Origin of the sequence: Sphingomonas sp. KRR8 (assembly GCF_023559245.1) — a bacterium.
GTDB lineage: Bacteria > Pseudomonadota > Alphaproteobacteria > Sphingomonadales > Sphingomonadaceae > Sphingomicrobium.
In genome coordinates, this window is record NZ_CP097462.1 from 331,549 (window position 1) to 348,135 (window position 16,587).

17 protein-coding genes and 1 tRNA gene are annotated in these 16,587 nt (G+C 66.7%); 8 read left to right on the plus strand and 10 right to left on the minus strand.

What is annotated here, in order from left to right; genetic code table 11:
• The first annotated feature begins 1 nt into the window (after window position 1).
• Window positions 2-1,030, plus strand: coding sequence for an AI-2E family transporter (locus tag M8312_RS01680; protein WP_250118661.1), 1,029 nt, complete (start codon window positions 2-4; stop codon window positions 1,028-1,030).
• Between the two features lie 6 nt (window positions 1,031-1,036).
• On the opposite strand, the gene M8312_RS01685 is transcribed toward M8312_RS01680, so the two are convergent.
• The 7 genes from M8312_RS01685 to M8312_RS01715 all read right to left on the minus strand — a co-directional run bounded on the left by M8312_RS01685 (window position 1,037) and on the right by M8312_RS01715 (window position 5,876).
• On the minus strand, window positions 1,037-2,575 hold the full coding sequence (locus M8312_RS01685) for an MFS transporter (RefSeq protein ID WP_250118662.1): 1,539 nt from the start codon (window positions 2,573-2,575) through the stop codon (window positions 1,037-1,039).
• Window positions 2,576-2,666: 91 nt separating this feature from the next.
• A complete protein-coding gene (locus tag M8312_RS01690) occupies window positions 2,667-3,320 on the minus strand; it encodes an RNA polymerase sigma factor (protein ID WP_250118663.1) in 654 nt (217 codons plus the stop codon).
• Window positions 3,321-3,337: 17 nt separating this feature from the next.
• Window positions 3,338-3,658 carry a cupredoxin domain-containing protein gene (locus M8312_RS01695; RefSeq protein WP_250118664.1) on the minus strand — a complete coding sequence of 107 codons (321 nt, stop codon included), beginning with the start codon at window positions 3,656-3,658 and terminating at the stop codon, window positions 3,338-3,340.
• Complete coding sequence (locus tag M8312_RS01700) at window positions 3,655-4,176, minus strand: DUF4142 domain-containing protein (protein WP_250118665.1); 522 nt, start codon at window positions 4,174-4,176, stop codon at window positions 3,655-3,657. The genes M8312_RS01695 and M8312_RS01700 overlap by 4 nt, the downstream gene beginning before the upstream one ends.
• Before the next feature lie 172 nt (window positions 4,177-4,348).
• The gene (locus tag M8312_RS01705; RefSeq protein ID WP_250118666.1) at window positions 4,349-5,218 is read right to left on the minus strand and encodes a DUF1259 domain-containing protein; all 870 of its coding nucleotides are present in this window, start codon (window positions 5,216-5,218) and stop codon (window positions 4,349-4,351) included.
• 68 nt (window positions 5,219-5,286) lie between these two features.
• Complete coding sequence (locus M8312_RS01710) at window positions 5,287-5,664, minus strand: cupredoxin domain-containing protein (RefSeq protein WP_250118667.1); 378 nt, start codon at window positions 5,662-5,664, stop codon at window positions 5,287-5,289.
• Between the two features lie 135 nt (window positions 5,665-5,799).
• Window positions 5,800-5,876, minus strand: a tRNA-Arg gene (locus tag M8312_RS01715).
• A 183-nt stretch (window positions 5,877-6,059) separates the two neighbouring features.
• Here M8312_RS01715 and M8312_RS01720 point away from each other — a divergent pair.
• Window positions 6,060-7,478: an MBOAT family O-acyltransferase gene (locus tag M8312_RS01720; protein WP_250118668.1), complete on the plus strand. Its 1,419-nt coding sequence runs from the start codon at window positions 6,060-6,062 to the stop codon at window positions 7,476-7,478.
• Entirely contained in the window at window positions 7,453-8,694 is a 1,242-nt protein-coding gene (locus tag M8312_RS01725) for a hypothetical protein (RefSeq protein ID WP_250118669.1), read from the plus strand. The genes M8312_RS01720 and M8312_RS01725 overlap by 26 nt, the downstream gene beginning before the upstream one ends.
• Here the strand turns inward: M8312_RS01725 and M8312_RS01730 are convergent.
• Window positions 8,669-9,634, minus strand: a complete 966-nt coding sequence (locus M8312_RS01730) for an alpha/beta fold hydrolase (protein WP_250118670.1) — start codon at window positions 9,632-9,634, stop codon at window positions 8,669-8,671. The genes M8312_RS01725 and M8312_RS01730 overlap by 26 nt on opposite strands.
• Before the next feature lie 76 nt (window positions 9,635-9,710).
• Between M8312_RS01730 and phaR the strand changes: the two genes are divergently transcribed.
• From phaR to glmS, 5 genes are all read left to right on the plus strand, one after another.
• On the plus strand, window positions 9,711-10,247 hold the full coding sequence (phaR, locus tag M8312_RS01735; RefSeq protein WP_250118671.1) for a polyhydroxyalkanoate synthesis repressor PhaR: 537 nt from the start codon (window positions 9,711-9,713) through the stop codon (window positions 10,245-10,247).
• Window positions 10,244-10,663, plus strand: a complete 420-nt coding sequence (locus M8312_RS01740) for a hypothetical protein (protein ID WP_250118672.1) — start codon at window positions 10,244-10,246, stop codon at window positions 10,661-10,663. Before phaR ends, M8312_RS01740 begins: the two co-directional genes overlap by 4 nt.
• A 328-nt stretch (window positions 10,664-10,991) precedes the next feature.
• On the plus strand, window positions 10,992-11,759 hold the full coding sequence (locus M8312_RS01745) for a hypothetical protein (protein ID WP_250118673.1): 768 nt from the start codon (window positions 10,992-10,994) through the stop codon (window positions 11,757-11,759).
• A gap of 93 nt (window positions 11,760-11,852) precedes the next feature.
• The gene (glmU, locus tag M8312_RS01750; protein WP_250118674.1) at window positions 11,853-13,199 is read left to right on the plus strand and encodes a bifunctional UDP-N-acetylglucosamine diphosphorylase/glucosamine-1-phosphate N-acetyltransferase GlmU; all 1,347 of its coding nucleotides are present in this window, start codon (window positions 11,853-11,855) and stop codon (window positions 13,197-13,199) included.
• A gap of 105 nt (window positions 13,200-13,304) precedes the next feature.
• Window positions 13,305-15,128: a glutamine--fructose-6-phosphate transaminase (isomerizing) gene (gene glmS, locus M8312_RS01755; protein WP_250118675.1), complete on the plus strand. Its 1,824-nt coding sequence runs from the start codon at window positions 13,305-13,307 to the stop codon at window positions 15,126-15,128.
• 3 nt (window positions 15,129-15,131) lie between these two features.
• Here glmS and M8312_RS01760 read toward each other — a convergent pair whose 3' ends face one another.
• Together M8312_RS01760 and M8312_RS01765 are read right to left on the minus strand one after the other, a co-directional pair.
• Window positions 15,132-16,055 carry a LysR family transcriptional regulator gene (locus M8312_RS01760; protein ID WP_250118676.1) on the minus strand — a complete coding sequence of 308 codons (924 nt, stop codon included), beginning with the start codon at window positions 16,053-16,055 and terminating at the stop codon, window positions 15,132-15,134.
• A gap of 34 nt (window positions 16,056-16,089) precedes the next feature.
• The gene (locus M8312_RS01765; RefSeq protein ID WP_250118677.1) at window positions 16,090-16,491 is read right to left on the minus strand and encodes a hypothetical protein; all 402 of its coding nucleotides are present in this window, start codon (window positions 16,489-16,491) and stop codon (window positions 16,090-16,092) included.
• Between the last annotated feature and the right edge of the window lie 96 nt (window positions 16,492-16,587).

The window sequence follows — 16,587 nt, forward strand, 5'->3', positions numbered from 1 at the left end:
GATGAGCGACGCCGTCTTTGTCCGGCGGACGCTGATCGTCCTGGCGCTCACCGCGCTTCTGTTCCTGCTGTGGACCCTGCGCGACGTATTGCTGCTGGTGTTTGGAGCGGTGGTGTTCGCCACCCTGTTCCAGGCGCTGGCCGGCCAGTACAAGCGCATCGGGATCAAGCGGGACGGCTTGGCGCTGGCCTTGTCCGTGCTGACTATCCTGGCCGTGTTCGGCGGCGGCGTGTGGCTTTTCGGCGCCCAAGTGATGAGCCAGGCGGAGGGCCTCAGCCAGGCCGTGCCCAAGGCGTGGGCATCCCTGCAGCAGCGGCTTGCGGGATTCGGAATTCCCGCACCGGCCAAGCTTGGCAGCGGCGGCATGTTCGGGAGCCTGACGGGCAATCTTCCCGGCTTCGTGATGTCGCTGGGCGGCGGCCTTGCCGACGGACTGCTGGTGGTGGTCGGAGGCATCTTCATCGCGGCCTCACCCCGCTTTTATGGCAGAGGTGCGCTCAAGCTTTTCCCCGCCGAGCGGCGTGAGTTAGTCGGTGACGCGATGGCCGACAGCGGACGGGCACTTCAGCTGTGGCTGAAGGCGCAGCTGGTGGCGATGGTCGTCATCGGTGTGCTCACCGGTGTGGGTCTGTGGCTGCTGGGCGTGCCTGGTCCGCTGGCGCTCGGCGTTCTCGCCGGGCTGCTTGAGTTCATTCCGTTCGCCGGACCCATTCTGTCAGCGCTGCCCGCCATCCTTATCGCTCTCGCCATCGACCCGCAGCTCGCGTTGTGGACGGTGCTGCTTTACGTGGGCATCCAGCACATCGAAGGCTATGCGCTGCAGCCGATCATCCAGAGCTGGGCGGTCGAGATCCCGGGCGCGGTGCTGCTGTTTGCGCTGCTCGCCTTTGGCGCCTTGTTCGGGCCCATGGGTGTCATCTTCGCGGCGCCACTGACGGTGGTCGTGTTCGTGATGGTGAAGCGGCTCTATGTGCAGGAGGCGCTCGACACGCCGACGGAGATCCCTGGCGCGCAAACGGCGGACGGGTGAGGCTGCTTATCCGGCCTCGAGTTCGCCAAGCGTCCTGCCGCGGGTTTCGCGGCCCAGCCAGGCGATCATGCCCGCGGTAATCGCCGTCGGGATGATCAGCGTCACTGCCGCGCCGACTAGGGTGGGGATGAAGCCCGCAAGCGCGGCGACCTGCACCGCGACACCGCCGAACTTGCTGCTGCCGGCGACCAGCCCAGTCGCGCGGCCGCGCCGGCCCAACGTGGTGTTCTCGGCAGCGTAGGGCAGCAGAACCGCGATCGTGCCGTTCGTGCCGACGATCAGCAAGGCGATCACCGTGATGAGTAGCGGCTGGAAGGACAGCAGGCTGGCGGGGAGCAAGGCGCCGACGAGCCCGACCAAGGTGACAAGGATGGTGGCGACCAGGGTCCATTTGCTGCTCAACCGCGCGTAGCATAGCGCCGCGATGGCGACGGTCGGCAGTGCAAGCAGCGACGACTTGGCGAGGATGCCGGTTGCGATATCCGCGCTGAAACCGCGCGTCCGCAGGTCGCTTGGCAGCCACAGCAGAAGGCCGAAATTGACGAGGCTCCAGCACAGGGCCGTGACGATCAGTGCGGCGTTCAATTGGCGGTGACCGGACGGGGAGGGCAGGTCCGCAGGGGCCGCGGCGCGGGGACGGGATTCCAGCCCGAACCGGCGCTGCATGCGCTGCAATTCCGCGGTCCGACCCTGCTCTGCGAGGAAGCGTGGGGTCTCGGGAATGAAGCGGGCGAGGGCGAGCAGGAGCAGCCCCGTCGGGAAGCCCTGCAGCCACAGCACCCGCCAGCCGTACGTCGGCTCGAACGCGTGGGCGGCGCCGCTCGCGGCAAGGTATCCGCCGACCAGACCAAAGCCTCCAACCAGCACCAGCACCCAGCTTCGGTGGCGGGGCGGCATGACTTCCGTGAGCAGGGTGTACACGACCGGCAGCATGCCGCCCGCGGAGCTGCCCATCAGGAAACACATCACGAGGTTCCAGCCGAAGGTCGGCATTGCGCCGCAGATGGCGGTCGCCGCGAACAGGATGGTCGAGAGCAGGATCGAAACGCGACGGCCGTAGACGTCGGCCAGCCAGCCCCACAGTAGCGACCCGACCGTGGTGCCGGTCAGTGCCACCAGCGGCAGCAGGGCGGCGGTCGACTGGGTGATGCCATATTCCGCGCGCAGGCCGGGCAGTACGAAGCCAAGGGTCGCCGGCTTCATCACGTCGATCACCAGGCCGAGGGTCAGCACCAGCAGCACTGCGACATGCCATCGGTTGAGCGGAAGGTCGTCGCGCGCCTCATAATCGGTACCCGCGCTATCGGCATGCCGGGGATGGCGGGCGGGAACCGCGCCCCAGCAGGCGAGCGGCACGCCAAGGGCGATCGCGGCCATGCCGACCAGCATCTCGGGATCGGTGGGCATCTGCGAGAAATGACTGCCCATGCGGTGCGCCATCGCCAGCATCGGCAGGTGAAGCAGCACGCCGACGCTGATCAGCGCGCAGCCGAGCCAAAACCAGCGTCCGCGCTCACCGATGATCGATGTGTTGGTGTCCCCCATGCGGGCGCCTTAGTGAGGGACCACCGCCGCAACAAGCTGGCCCGCGCATTTTCGATCGTTCCGCCATTCCCACGAAGCGAGCCTTAGGAACTCAGCTTTCCTTTGCAGTGGCGACGGCGGCCATCAACGCTGCTGTCAAGCGGGAGCAATCGGCGCCGGCGAATGGGAAGGTTCCGGTAAGAGCGCTCCTGACATCGGGCGTCAGCGCCTGCTGGAGCTGACGTCGGGCCCGGAACAGGCGCGATTTCACGGTGGCGGCGGGAATGCTCAGGGCCTCGGACGTTTCCTCGACTGACAAGCCTTCCACGTCGCGCAGTACGAATGCCGTCCGATAGACAGTGGGAAGCGCCGCGACCGCGCGTTCGAGCAATGCGCGCAGCTGCTCGCGGGCGAGGGCGGCGTCCGGGCTGTCGTCCACCCGATGCTCGTCCAGCATGATCACGCCTCTCTCCTCGAGCTCAGTTCGCCGCCGATTCGCTGCGCGCAGCCGACTGAGCGCCTCGTTGATCACGATGCGGGTGAGCCAGGTGGACAGTGACGAGCGCCCTTCGAATCTGTCCAGCGAAGCAAAGGCGTTGAGATAAGCGGACTGGACCGCGTCTTCTGCCTCCGCGCGATCCTTCAGAATGCTCCACGCCGCGCGGAACAGCCGCTGGTTGTTGGCGCTCGCCAATTCCCGAATGGCCGCATGGTCACCCGCTGCACAGCGTCTCGCCAATGCCAGGTCGTCCTGGGCAGCGACCATTTGGACCGTGGCATTCCTCATTGGACGGTCAGCTTCCCCTTCATGCCGGGATGGTATTTGCAGATGAACGCGAACTGCCCGGCCCTTGTGAGGCGCATGTTCCGCTGAGCGCCCGGCGGGAGGCCTATATCGAAATGACCGCTGGACGTCGCACTGTGCAGGAACAGGTCGCGATTGACCCAGCGAACGGTGTCACCGACGTGCAGGCCTGCCGGGATCGTCCCGAACGCAAGCTTGTCGACGATCACCGTCACTGTCCGGGGTGCCGACTTCGCGCCCGCCGGAGCCGCGGCGGCGATTGTAATGAGCAGGGCTCCGGCAAGGCGCGCGCACCTCACTTGAGGGCCGCCTGGAGCTGTTCCGCATGCTGCTGATGCTCACGGAAGAGAGTGAGGCCGGTTTGCAGCAGGCTCTTGAGTTCGGCGTTGTTCGCCGACGGGATCAGCGTGTCCGCCAGCGCGCCGTTGACGGTCTTGTGATAGCCCACTTCGCTGGCGACATAGGCCCGGTCGAACTGGCGCCCATGCAGGTGGGACAGGCGTGCAAGGGTGGCGGACGCCTGCTTGCTCAAGCCTGCGCTGGTCGGGTTCGCTTCGGGTGTCACGTGCAGCTTCTTCACCAGCGCCAGCGCCTTGTCGTTCACCGCCGTATGATCCCGCACCATTTCCTGGGCGAAGCTGCGAACGGCCTTGTTGTGCGAGCGGACGAGCGCCTGCTTGGCGGCGGCAATGTCGATAGTGCCCGCTGTGTAGGCGATATGCGCGATCTGCGGGTCCGTTGGACCGCCAGCGTAAGCCGCAGCGCCGCCGCCGATAAGCAAGGCCGAGGCAGCAGCAATCCGAAGTGACGTCGTCATCTTTTTCGATCCTTCATCCAGTCCGGAGCGGGTTGCTCGTCCGTTGGAGAGAAAATCCGGAAAAAGGTTCCTGAGAGCTTGAACAACAGCCGGGATGGTCGAGAGGAAAGGGAAAAAGGCGGGTGTGAGAGCCAGGGGGAGTGCCTCCGTGCCCTGGCGCCCCGGCGATGACTCAGCGTTTCAGGTTCATTCTGTCCAGAGCCGCACGAAGGCCTTGGGCGAGGATGATGGCCCGATCATTGCCCCAGAAGTGCATGAAGAAGAGCCGCGGCTCCTCGCCGGCCAAGTGATTGTGCAGGGCGGTCACGTCGATGCCATGCCTGCGTAGCGCCTGCAGAACGGAAGGTACCTCCGACGCGATCAGGACGAAATCGCCGGTCGCCACCGCCCGGCCGGCGCCTGTTGGCTGGAAATTGATCGCGGTCGCCAGCCCCAGCGCGGCGGGGAGCGGCATACCTTCGTCGCGCACCGTTTCGGCTCGCGGGAACGAATATTGATAAGTCCCCCCGGCGGCCTTGCCTTGGCTCTTGAGGGCGGAGTCGAGCGCTGCCGTATCCAGACCGAGCGGCGTTTGCGTAGCAGCGCCCGGCGCTCCCGTCGGCGTTCGGCTGGCGGACAATGCTCCCCTCAGCGCCGTGGCGAGCTTCACCGCATCGCCCATCCCGTGCACGTGCATGTACATCGTCGCCGGCGAGGAGCGCAGGAGATGGTTGTGCAGCGCGGTAATGGTCAGCCCGCTGGCTAGGAGGCGCGACAGCACGGGATTGACCTCCTCCTGAGTGAGGACGAGGTCGCCCATCACCTCGGCATGGTCGGCCATGTCGCGGAACGCCAGCCAGGATCCAAGCGCGAGGGCCGGCCGGATGCGAACACCGTCGAGCATGACGTTCAGATCCGAGCGGGGGAAGGAGTAGCGGTGCACGTCCCCCGGCTGGACCATTGCCGGCCGGCCCATCGCCTTGTCGACATTCGTCCACATTGTCGTCGCCTGTGCCGGGCTGACGGCCGCGGCAAGCAGGAGCGCCGCAAACTGCAACTTCATGATCGGTCTCCTCCTCCGCGCGTTCGATCTGAAGCACTGAGAGCCGTTCGGGCTCGATCAAGTGGCGATCAGTTGACGGTGATGGTGCCCTTCATCCCGAAGGTGCTGTGCAGGGTATGCGAGCATTTCAACGGGTAGCGGCCCGCTGCCGGTGTCAGCGAGAGGTTGACGGTCGCATGGCCCGGCACCTCGACCTTGCCGTCGCGCACCAGTGCCGCGGAGGCAGGGTCCAGCCGCGCGGCCGCGAAGAAAGCCGGAGCGTCGAAGCTATGTCCGCCAGCGCCCAGATTACGAAGGTGCAGAATGACGGGCGCGTTGGCCTGCAGGACGAGGGATGCGGGAGCGAAATGGAAATTGCTCATTTGCACCGTCGCCTCGGTCGGAAGTGCGGCTGCCGGAGATTCCGCGGCCAGCACGAGAAGGGCTGCAGCAAGAATTTGGCGCATGGCGAAACTCCCAACCTGAGTGTGCCAGAAAATGCGCCTCTTCGAACGAATTGTCGTCGATGAAATTTCGTTCAGATGAAGCGCTACGCTCAAGCGGCGCCGCGGCCCGCGAAGCTTCTTCGATGATGTGAGTGATGGCGCACCCAAGAGGATTCGAACCTCTGGCCTCTGCCTTCGGAGGGCAGCGCTCTATCCAGCTGAGCTATGGGTGCCAGTGCCTGGGCAGCCGATTAGCCGCGCCAGCCACGCGGGGCAAGGCCGCGCTTGCGCCACGTGGCCGCTCGGCGCAATGTTGCCGATGAGGGCGGAGTCGTTCTCCTGTTGAAGCGTGCCTACGCTGCCGGGGGAACATTCATGTTCGAAGCGAGGCGCTACCACGGGGCGAGGCGCCGCCCATGATTTTCAACTCGCTGACCTTCATCCTGTTCTTCGCGGTCGTGCTGCTGCTGCACAATCTGCCGTTCAGCTGGCGGCAGAAGAAGATCAACCTGCTGCTTGCCAGCTACCTGTTCTACGCGGCGTGGAACCCGCCGTTCGTGATCCTGCTGTGGATCTCGACCGTGGTCGACTGGTGGGCGGCGCAGTGGATGATCCGGTCGGAGCGGCAGAGTACGCGGCGGGCCTGGATGATCATCTCGGTGGTCGTGAACCTCGGGATGCTCGGCTTCTTCAAGTACGGCAACTTCCTGCTCGACAATTTCGTGCTGCTCGCCGGCTCCCTGGGGGTCGTCTACCAGCCACCCAAGTGGGACATCATCCTGCCGGTGGGGATCAGCTTCTACACCTTCGCAACCCTGTCCTACACGCTCGACGTCTACCTGCGGCGCGCGCGGCCGGCGGGCAGCTTTCTGAACTACGCCCTGTTCGTGACCTTCTTCCCGCACCTGGTGGCGGGCCCGATCATGCGGCCGACCGAGCTTGTGCCGCAGTTCGAGATCGAGCGGCGCGCAAGGGCCAACCAGCTTTTCTTCGGCTTGGCGCTGCTGACCCTCGGGCTGTTCCAGAAGGTCGTGATCGCGGACGGACTGCTGTCGCCGGTTGCCGAGTCGGTGTTCGATGCCCACGGCAAGGTGCCGCTGACTCTCGACGCGTGGGCTGGGGTGCTTGCCTTTTCCGGCCAGATCTTCTGCGATTTCGCCGGCTATTCGACTTCGGCCATCGGAGTGGCGCTGTGCCTGGGCTTCGCCATGCCGGACAACTTCCGCTTTCCCTATGGCGCGGTGGGCTTTTCCGACTTCTGGCGCCGGTGGCACATCACCCTGTCGAGCTGGCTGCGGGACTATCTCTACATTCCGCTGGGCGGCAACCGCCATGGTCCGGCGAGGACCTATGCGGCGTTGATGGGGACCATGCTGCTTGGCGGCCTGTGGCACGGGGCCAATTGGACGTTCGTGGTGTGGGGCGGGCTCCACGGCGTGTATCTGTCCGCCGAGCGCTGGCTGAAGGCCCGGTTCGGAGGGTGGCGGCCGAACACGGCGCAGCTGGTCATGTTGTCGCTGCTGACGTTCATGGCCATTAACATCACCTGGGTGTTCTTCCGGGCGCATGATTTCGCCACTGCGAGCACGCTGCTGCAAAGCATGGCCGGGATGGGAAAGGGCGGCGCGGCCCTGCTGACCGGCTTCGACCTGCTTGCCGCCTTCGGGCTGATCACGGTCATCTTCGGCACGCATTTCGCCATGCGTGACACCACGGTCGAGGCGGTGATCGAGCGCACGCCGGCGGTGGCGATTGCTGCCGCCTGGGCGCTCATGGCCTTCCTCGTCATCATCGAACAGGGGCGCGGCAATGCCTTCATCTACTTCGCTTTCTGAGCCGCCGCGCAAGCGCCGCACGGCGCCGCGGGTCACCCCGAAGGCCGACGCGGTCCCTGAGCGGATCCACGACGGGGCACTGCCCAGGGGATTGCGGCTGACGGCCAGTGACCGGCCCGGGCAGGCCCAGCCCGTGCCGGTGCGCGACATTCCGGACCAGCCGTGGGTCCGGATCGGAATCGCCGCGGCCGTGGCGTTGCTCGTGATGGTCGGCGGCTGGGAATATTGGGCGAGAAGCTATGGGCTGCGCACCGCCGACATTGGCGACAGCCCGCAGGCGTGGGCGGAGCAGCGCGCGGCGGTGAAGCCGGACGATGTGCTCCTGGTCGGCGACAGCCGCATCTTCTTCGATACCGACCTTGCCTGGTTCGAGCGGCTGACCGGTGTGCGTCCCCGGCAGCTGGCGATCCCAGGCACCAACGGCCGCATCCTGATGCAGGACCTGGCCTATGACCCTGCCTACCGCGGACTGCTGATCGTCGGGATGGCAGACACGAGTTTCTTCCGCCCGGACGGGGCGGGGATCGGCGGTCCCTGGATCAGCGGCTACCAACGCAATCGCGAGCCGAGCCAGATCAGCGGCCTGTGGATCGATCGCTGGCTTCAGGGCAGGCTGGCCTTCCTCGACGACGACCTGCGGTTCAGTAGCCTGTTGCGGCGAAATGATCATGGATGGCGGGCCGGCGTGGACAGTCCGTACCTCGACGTGTGGAAGATCAGCGAGACGTTCCCCGGACGGCAGACCTTCATGTGGCACCGCATCGAGGAGCCCGGCTATCTTCGTGCGCAGGCACGCGGCGCCTGGCACAACTTCGAAGGGCCGGTGCAGAAGCCGGCAATCACCGGTCGGGTGATTGCGCACAGCCGCCGGGCTGTTGAGGCGCTGCGTCGGCATGGGGGCGACGTGGTGTTCCTGCGACCGCCCAGCGCTCCGCCGATCCGCGCCAACGAGGAAAAACGACTGCCCAAGGCGCGTAATTGGGATGCGCTGCTGGCGGGGGTTCCGGCCAAGGGCATCCACGTCGATGACCTGCCCAATGCGCAGGGGCTTTATATCCCCGAGTGGTCGCACCTCAGCCGGGCTTGCGCACGCGTTTTTACCGACGCCTACGTCCGGCGGCTGGTGCAGCTGACGCCGCGCTTGCGGTTGCGGGCCGATGCGCCGCCGCCACTCACGCCGGCCGACTGTCTCAAAGGCGTGCCAGCCAATCGTTGAGCGGGCGGTGGAGCTGGTCGCGGGCGCGGCGGCCGACGATCATTCCGACGTGACCGGACGGCACCGCAACGGTCGCGCCTGGCGCCGCGGTCGCAGCGGGAACGATGCGGTCGTTGGCGGCGGTGAAGTGAAGGGTTGGCACCCCCGGCAAGCCGAACCACGTGCCGCTTCCGCTGCGGTCCGCACCGAACAGGTCGTCGACCAGTTCGGCGGCGGCGGCGAGCGGGAGCGCTTCGCCGCCATTCGCCCAATCCTCCAGCGCGACGAAACGGCGGGCTTCGGGGCTCGCCGGATCAAGCGTGCCGAAGGACGCGAATTTGGCGACCGTGCGCTGCGGATCGAGTGACCAGAAGGCAGCCTGCAGCACCTCCATCGGCATCAGCCCCAATGCCTGTGCACCGGGCCAGGCGTCGTTGCGCAGGCGAGCGACGGCTTCGCGAGCATCGTCTGGATAGCCGGTGAAGCGCCAAGGGGCGGCAAGGGTCGCAACTCCGCGCGTCGCGATGGTGCTTGCGGCGGCCAAGGCCAGCGTGCCGCCAAGGCAGTAGCCGATCAATACCGCGGGCTGTCCAATCTGCCTGAGCAGGGGCAGGAGCAATTCGCTGATGTGTTCAGTGAGCGAGAGTGGCCGGTCCCGCGCCGCTCCCCAGTCGACCAGCAGGATGCGCCCAGAACCGGCCAGCGCATCGGCGAGCGAGCAGTCAGGGTCGAGGTCGAGGATGTGCGGCGGGTTGATGAGCGACGGCACCAGCACGATGGGAGCGCCGCTTCCGCCGCAATCGCGCAATGAGGCCGCGCCGACCTGAGCCACCGCCAGGCGCTGAATCGTCGTCGGGGCTCGCGGCGCGCGCTGATAGGCGCGCAGGCCGCTAAGCGCATCAGCCGCCAGCGCCGGGTCGTGCCCGCCAGCCCGTCGCACCAGTTCCAGGAACAGCGGCAACGGACGCGGTCCCGGCGCTTGTTGCGGTGCATCATGGGGCGGTGCTAGATCGGTCATCTATTTCAGGACACCTAGCATGACAAAGTCGACCGCGCCCAAGGTCACGATCAAGAAATACGCCAACCGCCGGCTCTACGATACGGAGAGCTCGGCCTATGTGACCCTCGATCGGCTGGCGCAGATGATCCGCGATGGCCGCGACTTCGAGGTGCTCGACGCTCGGACGGGCGAGGACATTACACGGCAGGTGCTCACCCAGATCATCGTCGAGGAGGAGGCGCGGGGTTCGACCATGCTTCCCGTCAATTTCCTTCGCCAGCTGATCGGCATGTACGGCAATTCGATGCAGAGCATGGTCCCGCAATATCTCGAGACCGCGATGGCGAGCTTTGAGAAGAACAATGCCGCCTTCCGCGATGCGTTCGGGACCAACCTGTTCCAGGACCTCGCGCGCCGCAACATGGAGTTGTTCGAACAGTTTACCCGTGGTGCCGCGCCCGGCCGCAAGGATGCCCCGGGTGCAGCCAAGCCTGCCTCCGGCGGAAGCGAGGTCGACGCGCTTCGGGCGGAACTCGACGCGCTCAAGGCCAAGGTGGACCGGCTCGGCCAGTGATGCTTGGTTCATTGCTGGCAGCGACTTTGCTTCAGGTCGCGCCCGTCGCAGCGGTGCAGCCCTGGACGACGGCCACGCCCGATGCGGGCAGCTGGACCTATCGCGCCTTCCCGGGCGGGAGCGAGGCGATCTTCCAGGGCGCCGCCGGACCCTTGTTCACGCTGCGCTGCACCCTTGCCAGCCGAACCGTGCAATTGCTGCGCAGCGGAGCAGTGCCGGGGACCAGTCTGGTGGTGCGCACCACCAGCCTTGAGCGCAGCCTGCCAGCGAGCGGGACACTGGGCGCGCGCGACCCGTTGCTAGATGCCATCGCTTATTCGCGGGGACGCTGGTCAGTGGAAGCGCCGGGGCTGCCGCGGCTGGTCTTGCCGGGCTGGCCGGAAGCGGCGCGAAGCATCGAAGATTGCCGAAACTGAAGATCATTACAAGACTTGAACGATCTTCCTTTCCGGGCATTCTGACTGCAGCTACAACGCAGCGAAAGGAGGTGATCCGATGTCTCATGGTTCAGCAGGAGGCACGGTGACGTTCGTTCGGGAGATGCGGTTCTAACCGGACCGCTTCAGGTCTCCCGGGCTGGACCTTCCGGCCGCTGACCATGCTCGAGGCGATCGTCGCAGCAATGTGACGGTCGCCTTCGACTTGTCTGGCGCCTGGCCAACGCCGCAGTGCGCAATTTGACAAACGGAACCGTTCCGCGCCTGCATCGTCTTCTGCGCAACGAAGCACAGGGAGATGCGACAAGTGGCCAAGGGCAGCAGCGGAAGCAAATCCAACAACAATGGCGGAAATGCGAGCTTCACCAACCAGGATGGCGGTGCGGGCGATCACGGCGCAAGCTCGGCAAGGAGTCGGCAATCGGGCGGTTCGAGCCGCTCCACGACGGCCGAGGAGACGCTCGACAAACTCGCCAAGGCAGCGATGAGCAAGGAGATGCTCGCCGCCGGCCTGGCCGCGGCGGCCGCCGCGATCAGCGCGTCGCCAACCGTTCGCAAGAAGATCCGCGACGCCGGCACCGAAGCCGCCGACACTGCCAGCAAGGCCGGCAGCTCCGTCGCCAAGCTCGGAGCATTGATCGCCGACGCGGTGGCGGATGCGGCGCAGCGAGTGCTGTCGGGCGAAATCTTCACCGGCGCCAAGAGTGATTCGCGCAGCAGCGGCGGCCGTTCCAGTGCCCAGCGGGCGACCTCGTCGACGACGAGCAAGAGCGGTTCGACTCGGGCGCGCTCCAGCTCGGCCAAGAGCGGCGGAAGCACTGGGACCAAGAGCGCGGCCAAGCCGGCCCGCGCGACCAGCGCCCGCAAGTCGTCCGCACGCACCGGATCGGGCGAAGGCGCGGCGGCCAAGCCTGCCGCTCCGCGCAGCCGCGCGGCGTCGGCCAGCACATCGCGGTCGCGCGCTTCGTCGGGCACTGCCAAGCCGGGCAGCGGCACGCGCCGGGGTAGCGGTTCGGGCCGCGGCCGGGGCGGCACCAAGCCGCCAGCAGGCGGTGGCAGCGACGGCAAGGCCTGATCGACTGAATAGAGCAGGGGGCGCTGCGCCGGTTCTTGCCGGTGCGTTGCTCGCCTCTTTGCAGCCCACGCGCCACGTGCCATTCGGGCGGGCATGAACCCGTTCTCCGTCGTCATTCTCGCCGGTGGCCAGGGCACGCGCATGCGCTCGGCCACGCACAAGGTGCTGCACCCCATCGCCGGGCGGCCAATGCTCGCCCATCTACTCGACACGGTCGACCAGCTCGGCGCCGAGCGGCGCGTGGTGGTGGTCGGCAAGGGCCGTGAGCAGGTCGAGGCGGCGCTTGCCGGTCATGACGTGCGCATCGCCGTGCAAGAGGAGCAGAAAGGCACGGGGCACGCCGTGCAGCAGGCCGAAGCGGCGCTGGCCGGCTTCGATGGCACTGTCATCATTCTTTACGGTGATACGCCCTTCGTCTCGGCCGACACGCTTGCTGCGATGCGCGCGCGGCTGGAAGCGGCGGATGCGCCCGGCGTGGTGGTGCTTGCATCCGCTCCCGAGGACGCCGGTGCCTATGGCCGAGTGATCCTGGGCGACGGCGACGTCATCGAGCGGATGGTCGAATTTAAGGACGCCAACCCGGCCGAGCGCGCGGTGAAGCTGTGCAATTCGGGCATGATGGCGGTCCGTTCGGGCGACCTGTTCCGCTGGCTAGGCCAGGTTGGCAACGCCAATGCCGCGGGCGAATTTTACCTTCCCGACGTGGTGATGATCGCGGCCAAGGAGGGGCGCCATTCGGTCGCTTTGGAATGCGACGCCTGGCAGACGGCCGGAGTGAACAGCCGTGCCGAGCTGGCGCTCCTCGAACTCGATTGGCAGCAGCGCCGCCGCCAGCGTGCGCTGGCGGAAGGAGCGACCCTCGTCGACCCGGCGAGCGTCTGGTTCAGTTTCGACACGGCGGTCGGGCAGGATGTGGCGATCGCGCCTCACGTGGTGTTCGGGCCAGGGGTCAGCATCGGCGACGGTGCGACGATCCACGCTTTCAGTCACCTTGAGGGCGCGACGGTGGGGGAGGGCTGCGAAGTCGGCCCCTATGCCCGGTTGCGGCCGGGCGCGGTGCTTGGGGCCCGGGCCAAGGTCGGCAACTTCGTTGAAGTGAAGAAGGCGCGCCTGGGCGAGGGCGCGAAGGCCAATCACCTGAGCTACATCGGCGATGCCGACGTAGGGGCCAGGGCCAACATCGGCGCCGGAACCATCACCTGCAATTACGATGGCTTCTTCAAATATCGGACGCAGATCGGCGAGGGAGCCTTCATCGGCTCGAACAGCTCGCTGGTCGCGCCGGTCAGCATCGGCAAGGGGGCCATCGTGGGCGCCGGTTCGGTCGTCACCCGCGATGTCGACGCGGACTCGCTCGGCGTCACGCGGGCCGAGCAGAAGGGACTGGCCGGTTGGGCAGCGCGCTTCCGCGAGCGCCAGCAGGCCAAGAAGCACGGCTGACGAGCAGGCGCCGACCTGACCGGAGCTTCATCCGAAAACAAGTGCGTGTTCACACCGGCAGCGCTAGCGAGCGGATCACCGGTCTGATTGAGTGAGTAGCAAAGCATGTGCGGAATCGTTGCGATCGTCGGCCGCGAGGCAGTGGCCCAGCGCCTATTCGAGGGCCTGAAGCGGCTCGAATATCGCGGCTATGACAGTGCCGGCATCTGCACCGTCGTTGATGGGCACTTCGAACGACAGCGGGCGGAGGGCAAGCTCGACCATCTCGCTGCCAAGCTTGCCGAGCACAGCCCCGCCGGGGACATCGGCATCGCGCACACCCGCTGGGCGACGCATGGGAAGCCGACCGAAAGCAACGCGCACCCGCACATCGTCGGCCGCGTGGCGCTGGTCCACAACGGGATCATCGAGAACTTCAAGCCGTTGCGCGAGGAGCTGCTAGCCGAAGGCCGCCAGTTCCAGTCGGAAACGGACAGCGAGGTGGTCGCCCACCTGGTCGCCCGCGAGGTCGAGCGCGGGGCCGAGCCGCAGGCGGCGGTAGCGGCGGTCCTGCCGCGGCTGCACGGTGCCTTTGCCATTGCCTTCCTGTTCCTCGACGATCCGGACCTGGTGATTGGCGCGCGCATGGGGGCGCCGCTGACGGTCGGCTACGGCGAGGGCGAGAATTACCTCGGCTCCGACGCGATCGCGCTGGCCCCGTGGACCCGGCGGATAGCCTATCTGGACGAAGGCGACTGGGTGGCGGCGCGACGTGGCAGCGTGCAGATCTTCAATCGCGATAATGAGCCTGTCGAACGCCCGATCGTCGACAGCGGCGCGTCGGCCGAGACGATCAGCAAGGGCAATCACGCCCACTTCATGCGCAAGGAGATCGACGAGCAGCCGATTGTCGTGGCGCAGACGCTGCAAAGCTATGTCCGAGCGTTCGAGGGCGAAGTCGCCATTCCGAATTTCGATTTCGACCTGAGCGCGGTCGAGCAGGTGACGGTGGTCGCCTGCGGCACCAGCTTCTACGCCGGCATGGTCGGCAAATATTGGATCGAGCGTTTCGCCCGCGTGCCGGTCGACATCGATGTCGCGAGCGAATTTCGTTACCGCGATCCGGTGCTCAAGCCCGGCGGGCTGGCGCTGTTCATCAGCCAGAGCGGTGAGACCGCCGACACGCTCGCCGCGCTCCGTCACGCAAAGGAGAAGCAGCAGAAGATCGCGGTCGTGGTGAACGTGCCCACCAGTTCCATGGCGCGCGAGGCCGACCTGCTGCTTCCGACCCGCGCGGGGCCTGAAATTGGAGTGGCGTCGACCAAGGCGTTCACCTGCCAGCTGGCGGTCCTGGCGGCGCTCGCGACCAACCTGGCGCGGGCCAAGGGTCAGCTCAGCGCCGGGGAAGAGAAAGAGATTGTCGCCCACCTGCAGGAAGCGCCGGAGGCGCTGAGCCGTGCGCTGGCGCTGGACGAGGCAATCCTGGCGATCGCGCCGCTGATCGTTCCGGCGCGCGACGTGCTCTATCTTGGCCGCGGTCCCGATTATCCGATGGCGCTGGAGGGAGCGCTGAAGCTGAAGGAGATCAGCTACATCCATGCCGAGGGCTATGCCGCTGGCGAAATGAAGCATGGGCCGATCGCGCTGATCGACGACAATGTGCCGGTGATCGTGCTCGCCCCTTCTGGCCCCTTGTTCGAGAAGACGGTCAGCAACATGCAGGAAGTGCGGGCGCGAGGCGGCAAGATCGTGCTGATCAGCGACGCCGCGGGGATCGCCGAAGCGGGCGAGGGGTGCATGGCAACGATCGAGATGCCGGCGGTCCACCCCCTGATCGCGCCGCTGGTCTATGCGGTGCCCGTGCAGCTGCTCGCTTACCACGTCGCCGTGCTGAAAGGCACCGACGTCGACCAGCCTCGCAACCTGGCAAAGAGCGTGACGGTCGAGTGAACCTCAGGCGGCCCTTGGCGCTGCACGAGCGGCGTCGAGGTCGCGGACGTGCTGGCTGAGCTTGTCGTAGAAGAAATCGACCACCGCTCTCACCGGAGGGCTGTGGCGGACGCGCTCGTGGGTGAGAAGCCATAGCTCCCGCTTGTGCTTCGGCGGCGGGGCGCATTGCACAAGGTCGGGGTCGGCGTCAGCAATCACGGTCGGCAGGACGGCGATGCCAAGGCCGCTTCGAATGGCGGTGAGTAGGCCGGTGGCGGAGCCCTGCTCCATCGTCACTCGGTCGTTGAGGCCAGCGCCGTCGATCCACTCAGCATATTCGCGAGCAAGGCCGCCGCCGCCGCCACCGATGATGGCGTGCTCGCGGAGCTGCTCGACCGAGTTCGGCACTCCGTGCCGAGCGGCGTAACCACGGCTGCAATAGAGCGTCCAGTCATCGTGGCAGAGAATGCGCCCGACGATACCGGCCGCTTGCTCCTTCGACGTGCTGCGTAGCGCAACGTCGGCTTCACCCGCGCCAAGGTCGAGCACGCCTGGCGTGGAGTCGAATTCAAGCCGGATACCTGGATGAAGCGCCTGGAATTCGGCGATGTGCGGCGCAAGCAGGCCGAGCACGAAGATGTCTTCGGAGGTGAAGCGCACGGTTCCGGCCGCCTCGCGGCCCCGAGCCAGGGCGATCTGCTCCGTGGCCAGGGCAGCGCGTTCAAGCGCTTCGGCATGACCGACGAGTGCTTCCCCTGCGGAAGTCAGCGCGTAGCCCGCCGGGCGACGCTCGAATAAGGGGAGGCCGAGCGCCTCCTCGAGCGCGGCGATGCGGCGAGCGACCGTCGTCTGGCTGACCCGAAGCTCGCGCGCCGCAAGCAGCGTGCTGCCCGCCCGCGCGACGCCAAGGAAATGTCGCCAGTCGTTCCAGTCCGCCGCGCGCCGCATGCTGTGGCATATAGCACCGCCGGCGGTGCGCTCGCTAGAGTTGCTCGTCCGCCTTGAGAACCGGGAAGGTCCGCGCGGTCTGCTGGTCCAGCCCGCGCGCCGTGTACCAGTCGAGCGCGGCGGCGCCGCCGACGAACGCCAGCGCGCCGGTCATGGCGCCTTTCTTGCGTGAGCCGCCGAAGGCCAGCAGCAGCGCGCCGGCATCCATGGCGTCGCCAATGACGCGGTTCCACACGTTGGTGGAGACCGCCGGTCCGCGCAGCAGCATGCCGCCGTCCAGCAGTTCACGCAGGCCGAAGGCGAAGATCGTCTTACGTGCGGCACCCTGTTCGTCGAGGCCGGCGAAGCGAGCAAGGCGGCCGGGCGCTGCCACCTTCAATCCGCCGAGCGCAATGCTGAATGCGCCAAGCCCCAGGTCCATTTTCTTGTAGTCCATCAATGATCTCCTGCTCGCACCTCAACGGGGCCGACTTGAGCGCGTTCGTAATGCTGGCTTGGCTGAACCAAGCGCTCGTCCGAGCGCTTATGCCCT